This is a genomic window from Oceanospirillum sp. (genome assembly GCF_982874595.1).
This window is the reverse complement of the sequence record NZ_CEYNZH010000016.1, coordinates 32,371-48,165: the sequence shown is the minus strand read 5'-3', so window position 1 is coordinate 48,165 and position 15,795 is coordinate 32,371. Positions and strand designations below refer to the sequence as shown.

Genomic DNA, 15,795 nt, shown 5'->3' with positions numbered 1-15,795 from the left:
GTCGTCAAAAAAGCCGCTGAGGTTATTCCTCAGCGGCTTTTTTCGTTGTGGCGGCTGTATGATTTGAGCGGTTCTAATCTTTTGAGGCCAGAGCGATCAGACCACTGGTGCACACCAGTGCCAGTACCAGCCCGGTAATACCCAGCCACTGCCAGTGACTCCAGAAGTAGCCGCCCACCGAACCGATCAGGCTGGAACCGGCATAGTAAAACAGCAGGTAGAGCGCTGAGGCCTGAGCCTTGTATTGATTGCTGGCCTGACCCACCCAACTGCTGACAATGGAGTGCGCACCAAAGAAACCGAAGGTGAAGACGCCCATCGCGGCAATAATGATCCAGAGGCCATCCAGTACCGTGAGCAGGAGTCCTGTCAGCATCAGCAGCATACAGATCAGCAGTACCGGACGCGGGCCGAACCGATCGGCTTTTGCGCCCATCCAGGTGGAGCTGAAAGTTCCCAGCAGATAGATGATAAACAACCAGCCGATGGCCGCTTCGCTCAGCTGATAGGGCTCATCCTGCAGTCGGAAGCTGACGTAGTTATAGAGGGTCACCAGACCACCCATCAGCAGGAAACCGTGCAGAAAACGTCCCAGTTGCGGCCAGTGTCCTAAGTGATGAGCAAAGCCCTTTGCCATCGCTTTCAGCGACAGACTCTGGGGCGAAAAGTGTTTTGATGCGGGTAGGGCAAAGGCAAAAATCAGGCTGCAGGCGAGACTGATACCCGCCAGAACCTGCAGCGCCAGATGCCAGTCGTACAGCTCGGTCAGGGTACCTGTGATAATCCGGCCGGACATCCCGCCCACCGTGGTACCGCTGACATAAAGTCCCATCGCAAGGCCGCGACACTCCTGACTGAACTCCTCATTCACATAGGTCATCGCGATAGAAGCCAGCCCTGCCAGCGCAAAACCCTGCAGGCCACGAATCATCAGCAGCAGGCTGTAATGCTGCACAAAGGTTACCGCAAAGCCCAGTATCGAGGCCGCAAGCAGCGCGGTGACCATGACGCTTTTACGGCCGATCCGGTCAGATACTCCTGGAGTAAACAGCAGGGCCACCGCAAGAGACGCAGTGGCAACCGAGAGGCTGAGGCTGGCTACAGCCGGAGAGATCTCAAACTCCCGGGCGAGCAAAGGCAGCAGCGCCTGCGTGCTGTACAGGTTAGCAAAGGTGACAAACGCGCCGGAAAAAAGCGCCAGACTCGCCTTCCAGAAAGCGGGCTGATGGCGCTGAATTGCAGTGTCTGTGTGTGACATACACAAGCTCCACCGGCAGATCTGAGGTCAGATTGCCGGTTCAAAATACGGGGTGCAGAAATGATTCATCAGCTGCCGGAAACGTACTGCTTCAGAGCGACAACCGGAGCCTGCTGACCGTGTCTATGGCGCGGGCACCGGCTCCGGTTATCGCCAGATTCAGCCCGTACGGAACTGGCGCGCCATACGTTGCAGATCCTGACTTAGGGTATCCAGAATGCGGCTGGCTTCCGCACGCTCTTCACTGGCCTGAGTCGCCTCATTCAGGGTTTGCTGCAGGGCTTCGCTTTGCTGTTGCAGTGCCCGAACCTGACCGGTTTGCTGCTCTGACGAATCCGCGATGGATGCGATCTGTTCGCGGGTTTCCAAGGCACCATGACTGATGTTCTTTAATGCCTTGCGGGTTTTGGTGGCCAGCTGCAGTGTCTGATCGGATTGTTGCTGTAACTGTTCCATATCGGAACAGGTTTGCTGCACCTCATCGCCGATGGTACGCACAATAGCCACAATCTGTTCGGTCATCTGATGGGTGCGGCTGGCAAGGTGGCGTACCTCATCAGCGACCACCGCAAACCCCCGGCCATGCTCACCGGCGCGGGCCGCTTCGATGGCTGCATTCAGAGCCAGCAGGCTGGTCTGGTCGGCAATACCCTGAATATCATCGGTGATCTCGGAGATACTATCGGTGCGTTCACTCAGCCCCAGTACCTGTTGCGAGCAGAGAGTGAGCTGAGAGGATAGGTTCTCCAGTGCCCTGTGAGTCTGCTCGATATCATCCTGCCCCGCCCGTGCAGAGGCCTCAGTATTTCGACTGGCGTTGTTAGCTTGCTGGGCGTTATGGTCGATGGTAGCGATCTGGTCCACCAGTTCGCTGATCGCCTGGTTGATCGAATGCACACTACTTTGCTGCTGCTGGGCGTTGATCACACTTTGCTGGCTGTTGGTAGCCAGCTGGCTGCTGGCAGAAGCCAGACTGTCGGTACTGCGCACCAGTTGCTGAATCAGCGTCTGCAGCTTGATCATAAACTGGTTAAAACTGCGGGCGATCAGGCTGAGTTCCTGTCCGCCCTGTTCCGGCAGACGTGCCGTCAGATCACCATCACCGGAAGCGATATCGGTCAGACGGCGGTTCAGCTGCAGCAGAATTCGGCGCACGTTCCGACTGATCAGAATGGCCAGCAGCAGGCCGACAATAGCTGCGGCGGCACTGGCACCGATCAGTCCGGATCGGGTTTGTTGCGTCAGGCTCTGGACGGTCTCGCTGGTATCATCCAGCAAGGCAAGAATATTCTTATTCAGGCTGGTGGCCACGACCGAGATCGCATCGCTGGCGTTATCCAGGTCCACCTGAACCTGCTGACGCTCGTGGGTCAGTTGTCGGCCTTCATTGATGATCAGCGTAACGCCGTCCAGCGATTTACCCAGCTGTCCGACACGGTAGCGCATCTTATCGCTCAGGCTCGGGCTATCCAGCTGTTGCTGAAAAGCGCGGGCTTCCTCCAGATAATACTCAGTCTCTGCCAGAAGATTTTCATCTCTGTGGGTCAGGTATTGGTGCAGGTAGATGCGCGCCTGCTGGAAATTAGCCTGTAGCTCGCTGACCAGAACCACCAGCTCCGCCTGATTGCCGGAAGAAGCCAGAGCAACCAGCTTTTTGATCGCCCGGTCCGTGCCCCGTGAGGCGGATTCCAGGTTCTCCCGCAGGCTTTGCTGTAGGCTCATGTAGCCCACCAACTTATCCCGGAAAAGATCGGAATAGTCCTGATTCAGTTGCTGTATCTGATTCAGTAATGCCTGTTGATCAGAGGCGACCATATAGGGGCGCAGCTGTTCCAGATTTGCACTGAAGGCTTTTTCACGGGTCGCGAACTCATCCAGCATCAGCGGTTGAGGGTTTTGCTGATAGTTAAGCACCAGAATTCGCTGTCGGGACAGGTATTCGCTGATCGCCTGAGCCTGTTGCGTCATAGGGGCAATCTGAGTAGTGGCCGCCGCCACATCCCGGTCGATTCGTTGCAGTGAAAACAGAGCTATGGCGCTCACGGTAATCAGCAACAATAAAACAGTGATCGGTGAGATCAATACGCGACTTGTAATCGACAATTGATTAAATCTTAGCGTCTGCATAAAGGCATGCCGTCTAGGATAAAGGTTGACGAAAGTCGTAGAAGAGAAGACGGACAATAGTACCGATAAAATGTGCCGAAACTGTAATGAATTGTAATTTCAGGTGCGAATAGCGGGCTGAATCAGTGAAAACGCGGGGCGTCGCCCCTCAAAAAAGTGAACCAGCCGATAAAAATCGTTCTTGATCTCTTTAATCGCTTCCTTTCACCGGTTCTCAGGCCCTGGCCTGATGAGTGGAATCGGTTATACTCGGCAAAATTTTCAGTAGAGTTTTTACTCGCTGCTGTTCGATCTAATGTTATTGCAGACCTGATTTCCATGCGCGGGGATCTAAGCTGTTCTGTAAGTGGCTTTTCCACAGGGAATATCCGTATGACTCATTTCTCCGTATCCGGTGGACGATATCTGACCGGCTTTCTGATTCAGAGACTGCATATCCTGCTACTGATGCTGTTTCTGCCATTGGCACTACTCTCTCTGCCTGCTTCTGCTGCTGATAAGGCAAAAGATATCTATGCTGGGTTACCCTTGGCGGTGACTCATATTGGTGAAGTGAGTTATGACGATGGTAATACCGTTGGTATACGTTTCTCGGTGCCGCTGGATGGCAGTAAGCCGTTTCAGTCCTATGTTCAGGTTGCCAGCCGTAACTCTAACTGGGTGCTTTCGGACGACGGACTTTTCCTTTATCTGCTGAATCCGGAGCCGGAGCGTCAGTATGAGATTCAGGTTTCAGAAGGCCTGCAGGCTGCCAACGGTGAAACCCTCAAGACATCGAGCTCTGAAACCGTAACCCTGAGTCCTGCTCCAGAGATTGTTCGTTTTCTGAGTGACGGGCATTATCTCCCCCTGAATGGCTCCGGTGGTCTACCGGTACAAAGCCAGAATGTCCCAGAGGCAAATGTCAGTTTCTTCCGGGTGAAAGACGATGAGGAAGCTCTGCGTACTCTGCTGCGCTGGAAACGAAGCAGTACCAGCGAAGGTTATTATCGACTGAATGATATCGAAGAGCTGCTGGAGTTGGCCTATGAAGCCCGCTTTGAGCTGAATGCCGAGGCCAATAAGCTGAAAACCGTGAATTTGCCGGTGCAGAATATTCCGGCTTTAAAAGAGCCCGGTGTTTATCTGGCAGTGATGCGGGATCCGACCCGTTTTGAAAATACCTTGTCTGTAAACTGGTTTAGTGTGACCGATCTGGGCGTGCATGTTCGTCGCTATCAGGATGCGATGGATGTCTATGTGCATCGCCTGTCCGATGCCAAGCCTGTAGTGGGTGCCAAAGTTGAATTGCTGACCTATAAGGGTGAGAACAACCGCTGGTACACCACAACGGGCATGGGAAAAACTCACATTCCTTATCAGACTGAACCCTATCGTCAGAAGGCTCTGATGGTAACGGAAGGTCATTCTGTAACCCTGATGCCACTGAATCAGCCGGCGCTGGATCTGTCCCGTATGGGGACCGGTTCCCGTCAGTTCCTGCAGCGTGAACTCTTTATCTATTCCCCTCGTGACCTGTATCGCGGTGGTGATACCGTAACCATTAATGCTCTGCTACGTGATGAAGATGGTCAGCGCCTGCCGGATACCAAGCTGATGCTGACGTTGGTTCGTCCGGACGGTCAGAAGGTTAAAAACCTGAGCTGGGAAAGCACGGGTAACGGTTTTTACACCTTTGACTATCCGCTGGCGGCTGATGCTAAAACCGGTAACTGGCAGGTACAGGTAAAAGGCCCTGCCAATCAGGTTTGGCGTTACGGCTTTAAGGTTGAGGACTTTATGCCGGAGCGGCTTAAAATCAGCTGGAACCCGGATAACCAGCCTCTGGCTCAGATGGCAACGCAGTCTCTGAGCGTTAAGGTTCTGGGCGAGTACCTGTATGGTGCTCCTGCGGCCAATAACCGTTTTGATGCCGAGTTTAAGATCTCCCCATCGATTCATCCGATTGCTGGCTTCCCGGATTTCTTCTTTGGTCAGCCGAAAAATCGTGACTGGAATCAGGCTTTTTCCCGCAACAATCTGCAGCTGAATGCTGAAGGTGTGCTCGTACTGAACGAGCAGCCTCGTTGGAAAGAAACCAAGATCCCTTTGCAGGCTCAGATTACCGGTAGTTTGTTTGAAAGCGGAGGCCGGCCCGTTGTTCGTCGTCATACGGTACATTTGCTGCCAGCTAAAAACCTGGTAGGGGTTCGCCCGCAGTTTGATGATAAGGTGGCCAGCAACAGTCTGGCGGAGTTTGAACTGATCTATACCAATATTGACGGTGAACTTCTGGCTAAAAATGATCTGACCGTTAAGGTCATTAACCAGACCCGTAAAACCTACTGGCGCTTCAGTGATAGCCGGGGCTGGTATGCAACCCATACCGATCAGGATATTACTGAGCTGGCGCTGCCGGTTTCCATTGCCGCGGGTGAAAAATACAACCTGCAGATCCCGGTCAATTGGGGGGAGTATCGTCTGGAAGTGACCGACAACAGTACCGGACTGGTTACGGTTGTGCCGTTTGAGACTGACTGGTGGTGGGGTGATCAGCCGCAAAATGCCTCCTTCCCGGATCAGGTTGCTCTGACTCTGGATAAACCGGCCTATAACGCGGGTGATAAGGTGCAGCTGACCGTGACACCGCCTTCAGCGGGTGAAACCCTGATTCTGGTGGAAAGTGATCGCCTGCTCTGGTCGAAGCGGGTAACAACGCCAAAAGAGGGCGCTGTTGTTGAGATTCCGGTGGATTCTGACTGGAACCGACACGATATCTACATCACCGCCCTGCATCTGCAGCCGAGTGATAAAGAGGGGCGTATTACGCCAACCCGTGCGATAGGTCTGACCCATCTGCCGCTGGACCGAACCAACCGTACGTTGCAGGTGAGCACAGAACTGCCGGAAAAATGGTTGCCGAATCAGACGGTGGAAGCTCGCCTGAAAATCTCTGACAGCACAGGTCAACCAGTCAAGAAGGCCTGGGTGACACTGGCAGCAGTGGATGTGGGGATTCTTTCCATCACCCGGTTTGAGACTCCGGAGCCTGCTGACTTCTTCTTTGCCAAGCGCAGTTATCAGGTGAAGCATCATGATATGTATGCGGATCTGATTGAGCTGAACGATGACAAGAGCGCGGGTATCGCCTTTGGTGGTGATGGCGGCCTGACCCGAGGCGGTGATCTGGCACGCTCTGAAGTCCAGATCGTTTCCCTCTATTCCGGTCGGGTCGATGTAGTCAACGGTGAAGCGGTCATTCCGCTGGATCTGCCGGATTTCAACGGGCGTCTGCGTCTGATGGCAGTCGCGTTTGATGACAATCGTTTCGGTCACCTGGAAGAGGAGATCATCGTTGCAGCGCCTCTGGTGACGCAGTTGTCGCTGCCGCGCTTTATCGCCGCAGGTGATGAGTCTCAGGTTGCGCTGGATGTGACTAATCTGAGCGGTGCGCCTCAGGAGATTCAGGTTCAGATGCAGGCCTCAGGCCCTGTAACCTTTGCGGATACCGGAACCCTGACGCAAACACTGACCCTGGCGGATAAAGAGAAGCGTACACTCAACTATCCCTTCACTGCCGGTAGTCGTAGTGGGCGAATTGAATTCAACGCCAAAGTCACCGGTTTTGACGAGTATCCGGTGGATCGTCGCTGGGGGCTGATCAGTCGTCAGCCGTACCCGGTCGTTACACATACCAAGCGTGGTTCTTTGGCACCGGGTAAGAGTATGGTTCTGGAGCCCCATGAATTTGCTGCAGATCCATCCATGATTAATCCGGAAACCCTCAAAATAGCGGCGGGTGTGGATAATAGGGTTCCTTTAGATGTGCATACTCATCTGGATAATCTGCTGCACTACCCCTATGGCTGTCTGGAACAGACGGTGAGTAGTACTTATCCGTGGCTTTACAGCCTGGATAGAGAACTTGAGGCGATTGGTGGTGCTCAGTATTCTCCGGCCTATCGACAGTCGGCTCTGGAAGCGGGGCTGGATCGTCTGGCCAAGAAACAGAAGAGCAACGGCGGCTTTGGCATGTGGTCGGCCACCGACGAGTATGAACAGCACTGGCTGACCGCTTATGCCGGTCACTTTATGACCGATGCTGTTAATGCTGGCATTAGCGTTGACTCCTCCATGATGGAGCGCACCCTGAAGCGTTTGCAGGACTATACCCGTGGTCGCGGCAATATGCGTGAGCGCTGGTCACCGGAGCCGGATCAGTACCGTTTTGCCTATAAGGCTTATGCACACTACGTACTGGCCCGGAATAACCGAGCAACCCTCGCGGATATACGGAAACTGGCCAAGGATGTCGGTAGTGACACGCCATCTCTGAGTATTGTTCAGCTGGCGGTAGCCGCAAAACTTCAGGGTGATCGGGGTTTGGCGAATATTCTTATCGCCCGTACTACTGGCCCGGATCTGATGACATCCAATGGCGACTGGCGTTATATCGGTCACTACGGCTCCCTGATTCGTGACAAAGCGCAGCAGGCGCGTCTGTTAGCCGAGCATGATATGGATGACGGCCGGATTCAGAATCTGACTCGCTCGGTGAGCGGTAAGCTGAGAGAGCGTCGCTACCTGAGTACTCAGGAGCAGATCTCTGTGTTGCAGTTATCCCAGGCACTGAATACCGCAGGTGGTAAGCCGTGGCAGGCAGAAGTGCGTTTGGGCAGCAAGAGTTCCCGTTATACCTATGACAAAGGTTTTTACCTGAGCGCTGAGGGTAACGATCTGATGAAAGGGGCGGAGATTACGAACCGAGGTCAGTCGACACTGTATGTAGACTTTGCTGTTCAGAGTACTCCGAAATCGGCCCCTGAGGCTTCCAGTGAGGGTGGTGTGAGTATCACCAGACGCTTTATGGATGCAACGGGCCATCCTCTGCCTGTGCGTGATGGCAAGATTCAGTTGCAGACCGGTGATCGGGTTCTGGTTAGTCTCTATGTTCACAGCAATACCTTCCGTCCGGATCTGTTGCTGGTAGACCTGCTTCCGGCCGGTCTTGAGCTGGAAAACCAGAATTTGGGTGATAGTCTGAAGCTGAATGAGATCCGTGTGGAAGACAAGTCGCTGGACCAGTGGATGAAACGGGCTGATATCCGTCATCAGGAATATCGTGATGATCGTTTTGTGACAGCCCTTGCTGCTGGTAAGGATTCCCGTTGGGGTGAATATGAAGATACCCGTATCTTCTATCTGGCGCGGGCTGTAACACCGGGTACTTACCGGATTCCGAATTCTCTGGTGGAGGATATGTATGATCCGGAAGTACGTGCGATCAGTAACTCCCCGGGGCTTCTGATGATTTCGCAACCCGGTGCAGCTTCTCAGGGTGATTAAAGGCAATACAGGTGCTTAAAGGTCATGAGTAACCTTGAATAAGCTTGATCAATTCAGAAGCCGGTACCCGATAACAGCAGGCCTTTCAGGCCTGCTGCTTTTCTTTTGTTTTTTGGTTGTACTCGGTCTTGTCGTATTGGACCGGGTTTATCCCCTTAAGGCGGTCTTGCCCGGTAGCGGGGCAATGTCTGGCGGGGAGGCTAATAACGTCTCTCAGAGCCTTGGCTTTGCGCAAACGGTTGTGGACCGCCATAAAAGACCCCTGAGAATCTTCCCTGACCACGAAGGCCTTTGGCGCTATCAGGTCGGGTTGGAGGATATATCACCGGATTACCTTAAAGCGGTACTCAACTACGAAGACCGTTGGTTTTATCAGCATCCTGGTTTTAACCCCTTTGCGATTGCCCGGGCGGCCTGGCAGAACTGGCGCTGCGGCTGCATTGTGTCCGGTGGTTCGACCATCACCATGCAAGTGGCCCGGCGGCTTGATCCTCATCAGCGCAATATCTTCGGCAAGTTGCACCAGATTTTGCGGGCAGTACAGCTGGAGTGGTATCTGACGAAAGAAGAGATTCTGACGATTTATCTCAATTATGTTCCCATGGGAGGCGTCATTGAGGGGGTTGAAGCGGCGAGCCGTCTCTACCTGGATCGGTCAGCCTCTGAGCTTTCGTTAGCTCAGAGTGCTTTGCTGGCAGTATTGCCGCAGGCACCCTCGCGTCTGAGACCGGATCGCTATCCGGAGCGGGCAAGAGCCGCACGGGATAAAGTGCTGCAGCGACTTTACGATTTTGGCGTGATTGATCAGAAAGCCTTTGAGCGTGCAAAGCTTGAGTCCGTGGTTGCCTGGCAGCCGGATATGCCCTTGTTAGCTCCGCTGCTGGCGCGGGAGCTGCATCAGCAGCATCCGGAACAAGCGGTGATTCAAACGACGCTGGATGCGGATATTCAGGCCGAGCTGCAAACCCTATTGCAGGAAGAGATTCAGGTCTATCCCAACGGTCATTCGGCAGCGATTCTGGTGGCGGATAACGCTTCCGGTGAGGTGATTGCCTATGTTGGATCTGCCGACTTTCTGAATCTGAAACGTTTCGGCCATGTGGATATGGTGCAGGCGATCCGCTCGCCGGGTTCCACACTGAAGCCCTTTATCTATGGCTTGGCATTGGAAGAAGGTTTGATTCATTCCGCCAGCCTCCTGCGGGATACCCCGCGCTATCAGAAAGAGTACCAGCCGGAAAATTTCGCCCGCGCGTTCTCAGGAGCGGTGGATACCCATACGGCCCTAAGACAATCACTGAATCTGCCGGTGGTACAGGTGCTGGAAGCACTGACTCCGGAACGTTTCGCAGCGGCTTTGACCAATGTACGAACACCATACCGCATGCCCGGAGACAGTGCGCCCAATCTGGCAATGGCATTGGGGGGCGGTGGTTTTAATCTTTGGGATCTGGTAACCCTGTATGGCGGGCTGGCAAACAAAGGGCAGGTGAAACCGCTTACCGCGTTGCTTCAGTCAGGTCAGGAGCCGGTGAATACTGACAGCCGCTGGCTAATGTCGGAGGAGACCAGCTGGGTTGTATCCCGAATGCTGCGTAATGCCCGACCGGATCAGACCCGTAACCCCTCGATTCGCGATCATGCCCCCGGCATTGCCTGGAAAACCGGGACCAGCTATGGCTTTCGGGATGCCTGGGCGATAGGCGTGACGCCAAAGCTGACCATTGGAGTTTGGGTGGGGCGGCCGGATGGTACCCCCTCACCGGGCTATTTCGGTGCGATAACAGCCTTGCCGATTCTGTTCCGGATTCAGGATTATCTTGACCCTTATCCCCAATGGCCGGAGATGCCGGACCGGGTGCGTCTGCAGAATATCTGCTGGCCTTTGGGGCAGTTAGCAGAAGAGACACCGCCGGAGCATTGCCATGTTGCTCATCAGGCCTGGGTGATTCGCAAGCAGGTGCCGCCAACTTTGAGGGATGAGTTGGCGGACGGCCTGCAGCCTAACCCCATGACGATCCGGGTTAATGCTCAGGGCGAGCGGCTCAGTAAGGATTGTTTGCCGGAAACCGGTCAGATTTTAACGCAGAAGCTGGCGCTTTGGCCTCAGCCAACGGAGCCTTGGGTACCTCGCCGATGGCGTTTAAGCCAGCAATTACCTCCTCTGGCTGACGGTTGTGAGCCGGATGTTCTGATGGCCCCCCCTCTGCGTATTGTTGGTCTTACAAACGGCGAGCGATTGTTACAGCCGGGAGTGGTGTCAGCATCTCAGGTGCTGATGTCCGAACAGCAGGCACTTAAACTTGAGGTATTCTCAGTGGGTGGTCAGGGAGAACGGGACTGGTTTCTTAATGGTCGTCATCAGGGACGTACCCAGGCTGGAGCACCGGTTGTGCTGACGTTTGGTCAGCCGGGCAGTTATGAGCTGGTCGTACTGGATCAGCAGGGGCAGCTCGAACGTCTGAAAGTCCATCTCGAGGAACCATCAAAGCGCTAAGATTCGGGAAGCCCGGTGTCGTGTTAAAAGGGAATTGAGATTGAACTCTGAAAAAATAACCCCACCTGGTTAACACTCTGATTTATAATCCGAATCCCGTTAAGCCCGGGCTGTTTTACTGGTCTGGTTGCTGACTGATGTATCACCTTATCGTAAGGATCTCCTTTGGAACTGATGTTTAATCCCTCGCTGCTTGTACTGGCATTGGCGCTGGTTTTATTGCCGGCTATCTACGCGTTTTTATCAGAGCTTTTAGCACCGGCGTCACGCCATCCTGAAGCGGGATATAACCAGCGCATTGCGTCATTAAAAGTGCAGCAGTGGCTTGCCCTTCCAGGGCTGGTGCTCTTGGTTCTGGCCCCCTTTATGATGAATCTGAATACTCAACTGATGATGGTCTATTGGCTGCTGGTCGCAGGACTCTGGTTGCTGCAGGTTCCTCTGTTCTGGTTGCGTATGGTCGATCTGAGTCAAGCGATCCGAAGTATTAACTGGGCAGGTGCAAAGAAGCGGAGTGGCCAGATCCAGACGCTGCTGGTGGTGCAGATTCTTCTGGCGGTTATCGCTTTGTTTGTGGGTGTCGAATGGACGGGCAGTCCTCAATCTGCATAATGTTTGCTGCTTACGCAGGCATCATGATCTGATGCCTTGGGTGATGGCGTGGTTTTCAAGCCCGATAACAATGTCTATAGCGACCTGACCGAGGAATACTGAGTGAGTCCCGAGCGCTTTGCCAAGATTAAAGCCGTACTGAACCGCCGCCAGCCGGATCTGACAGTGATCACCGATAACGTGCATAAATCCCGTAATTTATCGGCGATTGTGCGCACCTGCGATGCGGTGGGTATTCCTCATGTCCACTCGGCTGATCCGGATGATGGTTATGGTACTTATCATGGTACGGCCAAAGGCAGTCACAGTTGGGTCAAGGTTCATCTGTATGAGGGTGTGGATAAGCCGATCAAAAAACTGCAGGCAGAAGGTTTCAAAGTTTATGCGGCAACCTTTACCGACCGTGTGGTGGATTACCGCCAGCTGGATTACACCCAGCCTTGTGCCATTTTGATGGGGGCGGAGAAGTTCGGTGTCAGTGATACTGCGGCAGAGTTAGCCGATGAGCATATTATGATTCCCATGATGGGTATGGTGGAGTCTTACAACGTGTCGGTTGCCGCAGCGATTATTCTGGCGGAGGCTCAGCGGCAGCGGGCAGAGGCAGGTCTCTACGATGAATCCCGTATGGATCCGCAAGAGTACGAAACCACGCTGTTTGAATGGGCACAACCGAAGATCGCTCAGTTCTGCAAAGAGCGCAATCTTGATTACCCGCCACTGGCAGAAGATGGTGATATTGAAAACCCCTCTGAGTGGTATCAGTCGGTGAAAGTGATCCGTGATGAAGCCCGCGAAAAACGTGAAGCGGTTAAAGCGGCCCTTGTCTCAGTCGGCTCGGGTCAGACGGTAGAATAATCCGGTTATCTGTGTGTGATTAATAAAAGTCCGTGGCCTAGGTCACGGTTTTTTTGTGCCTGTTCGCCTGATCTTATTTTTTTTGTAATCCAGCTGCATCTTTAATACCTTCTGCTGCGTAAGTGATTCTGAATCTATTCGGCAGATGATGCCTTCGCACCTAAGCACCATGAAAGGATGCCTGTTATGCCTGACTTATTTGATCATCAACCAAGTTTGCTTGAACCTGCGGCCATTGTTAAAGCTGTAAAAGTCTCTCTGATCGTCGGGACACTGTTAAATCTGATTAATCAAAGTGCTGTATTTACCGGTGCCTCGATTCAATGGTTGCAGCTTTTGCTCACTTATCTGGTGCCTTTTATGGTGTCTCTGTTCAGTGCCTATGCCGGATTGAAACAGGCTTATGGCCGCTTTGTTGAATTGGAGCAGCATACAAAAGCGCACCGTCAGGAGAAAATGCAGGGTGTTGAGCAGACTCTGCAGGCTATTCTTAAAACAACCAATCAGGTCTCGGATAATGCTAAAAATGTGAACCAGCGTTCCAGGGCCCGTGTTGAGTTTGCGGCGCAAACCCTAGATCACGTGCGCTCGGTTTCCGACAGTGCCAGTGAAGTCGTCAGTGATGTTATGACGGCCGATCAGCAGGTGGAGCATCTGGATTATCAGCTGACAGAGCTAGATCAGCAGAATCAGTCTTTTACCCGTGAATTTGAACAGGCAGCCGAGTGGGCGAAAGAACTTCTGATGGATACTCAGCAGTTTAAAGAACAGTTTGATAAGGTGGAAAATATCGCCTCTACGATTACCGGTATTGCTGATCAGACAAACCTGCTGGCACTGAACGCTTCTATTGAAGCGGCTAGGGCGGGAGAGGCTGGGCGCGGCTTTGCGGTTGTTGCGGATGAAGTGAAATCCCTGGCCAATAAGTCGGGAGCATATGCCGGTGATATCAACAGCCTGATGGCTCAACTGAGTCAGGAGAGCCAGACGCTATCATCCAAAGTGCAGCACTTTTCGGATTCTATGGAAGAGCTGCTGGCGCAAAGAGATGATGAGCGTATTGCTCTGGTAAATGCTTCCATCGGGCAGATCAAGGCTGCGATGCATTCTGTGACTCAGCGAGCGGAGCTGCAACTTGATCAAGCGCGCTCCGTTGTTGAGCAGGTTGGACAGATGGCGTCTGATGCTGAAGCTGCAGTAGCGGGCTCGGCGACTAATATTCAGCTGAGCAGCGGTATGATTGAGGGGCTCAATAAAGGTTTATTGCAGCTGCAATCTGCCTGATCAGTCTTTATGTGCCAAGGGGATAACCTTCGCTTTCTGGCTGGCCAGCAGGCGCTTCATTGCTGTTTCCGCCTGAGGGTGATTAAAACGCTCCGGTAGGGCATCCAGTTGCTCTGCTGGTGTTTTGTCTTTATGAATCGCTTGCCACTGAGCCAGCCATTGTTGCCAGTCGGCTTCATTTTCCGGACCGTTAAACTGTGGCATTTGACTTAGCAGGTAAACCGCTGCCCGGTCAAAGCTCTCAAGTGCATCCGCTTTAGCTACATCCGCCAGCACGGCTTTACTGAGCCGGTCATGCAGGGGGCGGCTGAGCCAGCCTTTTAGTCCTGCGGTATCTGCCAGAATTCTGACCAGCAAAACCTCATCACCCTGAGCCCGGTTAAACCAGGTGGAGAGAGCATAATGGTGAGCGGTGTATGGCGATGATATTGTCATGACGTACTCGTGCTGATGAGAAAGAAAGGATTGAATTTTTGTTTCTGCAGACTTTGCTTGTCTGAGTTTTCAGAGGTAGCCTGTGTGCCAATTCGCTGAATTTGCCAAAGTTTTAAGAGCCGTGAGTATAGCAATTGTTGACCGGAAAACTAGGCTATTGCTTTCAACCTGAACCGATCCCTTTTATTTTCGACCCGGAGCTATCGTGACCGCTAATTATTCTGATACTGACAACATAGCATCCTCCCGATTTAACTTTGATCGCTCGGTGGATCGTAAGGATACAGACAGTGCCAAATGGCAGCATTACCGTGCGGAGGGGGAGCGGCAGGGGCGTGATATTTTACCCATGTGGGTGGCGGATATGGATTTCGAGTCACCGCCTGAAGTCATTGATGCGCTCCGACAGCGGATCGATCATGGCGTGTTTGGCTACGGTAAAGTCCCTGAGGGAATGACGGAAGCTTTCTGTAAATGGTATGCAGAGCAGCATAACTGGCAGATCGATCCGAAATGGATCGTTTGGTTACCGGGATTGGTTAGTGGTTTACATGCGGTGGCGCGCACTTTTGGAGAAGCGGGATCTGCTGTGATGACTCACACGCCGGTTTATCCGCCGTTTCTTAAAGTCGCTGAGCGTAATCATAAACAGCTGCAGGCTATACCGATGCGGGAAGGGCCGCGCTGGGCTTTGGATCTTGAGGCGATGCAGGCGAAGATTAGGCCGAATACTCGTCTGTTTATGCTATGCAACCCTCACAACCCGACCGGGCGGGTATTCTCCAAAGAGGAGCTGGAACAGCTGTCGGACTTTGTGATCCGGAATAACCTGGTGATCTGTTCCGATGAGATTCACTGTGACCTGGTACTGGACAAGGCGCGTCGTCACATTCCTCTTGCCAGCCTGAGTCATGATATAGCCGCAAGAACAGTAACCCTGTTGGCTCCCAGTAAGACTTTTAACATTGCGGGTCTGGCTTGCTCTGCTGCGGTCATCCCGGACAGTAAACTTCGTAGTCACTTTAAACGCTCTATCGAAGGTCTGATGCCTGGCGTTAATCTTCTCGGCTTTGTTGCTGCTGAAGCGGCTTATCGGGAAGGCCTCGGTTGGAGGTCCGGGCTTTTGGATCACCTGGTGTCGAACCGGGATCTGATTATTCGTTGGGCTGAGGGGAAAAAACAGGTGAATATCAGTGCTCCCGAAGCGACCTATCTCGCTTGGCTGGATCTGCGATCAACGGGGTATGAGAAACCCGCACAATGGCTGTTGCATGAGGCCGGTGTTGCTCTGTCTGAAGGTTCGGACTTTGGTCTGCCGGGATTCGCCCGTCTTAATTTTGGTTGTAGCCGACAGCAGTTGGAGCGGGCCTTGACGAGGCTGGACGATGTGTTGAGTTAG

The 15,795-nt window shown here is 53.2% G+C and carries 9 protein-coding genes; 6 read left to right on the top strand and 3 right to left on the bottom strand.

The annotated features are described in order from the left end of the window. Window positions 1–73: 73 nt before the first annotated feature. Together AC4GL5_RS09445 and AC4GL5_RS09440 are read right to left on the bottom strand one after the other, a co-directional pair. Window positions 74–1,258, bottom strand: a complete 1,185-nt coding sequence (locus AC4GL5_RS09445) for an MFS transporter (protein ID WP_490382529.1) — start codon at window positions 1,256–1,258, stop codon at window positions 74–76. Window positions 1,259–1,417: 159 nt separating this feature from the next. Then, window positions 1,418–3,385, bottom strand: coding sequence for a methyl-accepting chemotaxis protein (locus AC4GL5_RS09440; RefSeq protein ID WP_490382528.1), 1,968 nt, complete (start codon window positions 3,383–3,385; stop codon window positions 1,418–1,420). A 372-nt stretch (window positions 3,386–3,757) separates the two neighbouring features. Between AC4GL5_RS09440 and AC4GL5_RS09435 the strand changes: the two genes are divergently transcribed. The 5 genes from AC4GL5_RS09435 (at window position 3,758) to nrtS (ending at window position 13,961) form a co-directional block, all read left to right on the top strand. Continuing rightward, on the top strand, window positions 3,758–8,710 hold the full coding sequence (locus AC4GL5_RS09435; RefSeq protein WP_490382527.1) for an MG2 domain-containing protein: 4,953 nt from the start codon (window positions 3,758–3,760) through the stop codon (window positions 8,708–8,710). Between the two features lie 184 nt (window positions 8,711–8,894). Beyond that, window positions 8,895–11,207 carry a penicillin-binding protein 1C gene (gene pbpC, locus AC4GL5_RS09430; protein WP_490382526.1) on the top strand — a complete coding sequence of 771 codons (2,313 nt, stop codon included), beginning with the start codon at window positions 8,895–8,897 and terminating at the stop codon, window positions 11,205–11,207. Window positions 11,208–11,372: 165 nt separating this feature from the next. Further along, entirely contained in the window at window positions 11,373–11,819 is a 447-nt protein-coding gene (locus tag AC4GL5_RS09425; RefSeq protein WP_490382525.1) for a hypothetical protein, read from the top strand. A 102-nt stretch (window positions 11,820–11,921) separates the two neighbouring features. Beyond that, window positions 11,922–12,677, top strand: coding sequence for a tRNA (guanosine(18)-2'-O)-methyltransferase TrmH (gene trmH / locus AC4GL5_RS09420; protein ID WP_490382524.1), 756 nt, complete (start codon window positions 11,922–11,924; stop codon window positions 12,675–12,677). Window positions 12,678–12,863: 186 nt separating this feature from the next. Further along, window positions 12,864–13,961 (top strand): nitrate/nitrite transporter NrtS, encoded by a 1,098-nt coding sequence (gene nrtS / locus AC4GL5_RS09415; protein WP_490382523.1) that lies wholly within the window; start codon window positions 12,864–12,866, stop codon window positions 13,959–13,961. Here the strand turns inward: nrtS and AC4GL5_RS09410 are convergent, their stop codons facing one another. After that, entirely contained in the window at window positions 13,962–14,396 is a 435-nt protein-coding gene (locus AC4GL5_RS09410; RefSeq protein ID WP_490382522.1) for a hypothetical protein, read from the bottom strand. Window positions 14,397–14,601: 205 nt separating this feature from the next. Between AC4GL5_RS09410 and AC4GL5_RS09405 the strand changes: the two genes are divergently transcribed. Next, window positions 14,602–15,795, top strand: a complete 1,194-nt coding sequence (locus AC4GL5_RS09405) for a MalY/PatB family protein (RefSeq protein WP_490382521.1) — start codon at window positions 14,602–14,604, stop codon at window positions 15,793–15,795.

What these genes read in the sequence shown, in the direction of transcription:
- AC4GL5_RS09445 (WP_490382529.1), bottom strand. Translation starts at nt 1,258, where the DNA reads ATGTCACACACAGACACTGCAATTCAGCGCCATCAGCCCGCTTTCTGG.
- AC4GL5_RS09440 (WP_490382528.1), bottom strand. Translation starts at nt 3,385, where the DNA reads ATGCAGACGCTAAGATTTAATCAATTGTCGATTACAAGTCGCGTATTG.
- AC4GL5_RS09435 (WP_490382527.1), top strand. Translation starts at nt 3,758, where the DNA reads ATGACTCATTTCTCCGTATCCGGTGGACGATATCTGACCGGCTTTCTG.
- pbpC (WP_490382526.1), top strand. Translation starts at nt 8,895, where the DNA reads ATGTCTGGCGGGGAGGCTAATAACGTCTCTCAGAGCCTTGGCTTTGCG.
- nrtS (WP_490382523.1), top strand. Translation starts at nt 12,864, where the DNA reads ATGCCTGACTTATTTGATCATCAACCAAGTTTGCTTGAACCTGCGGCC.
- AC4GL5_RS09410 (WP_490382522.1), bottom strand. Translation starts at nt 14,396, where the DNA reads ATGACAATATCATCGCCATACACCGCTCACCATTATGCTCTCTCCACC.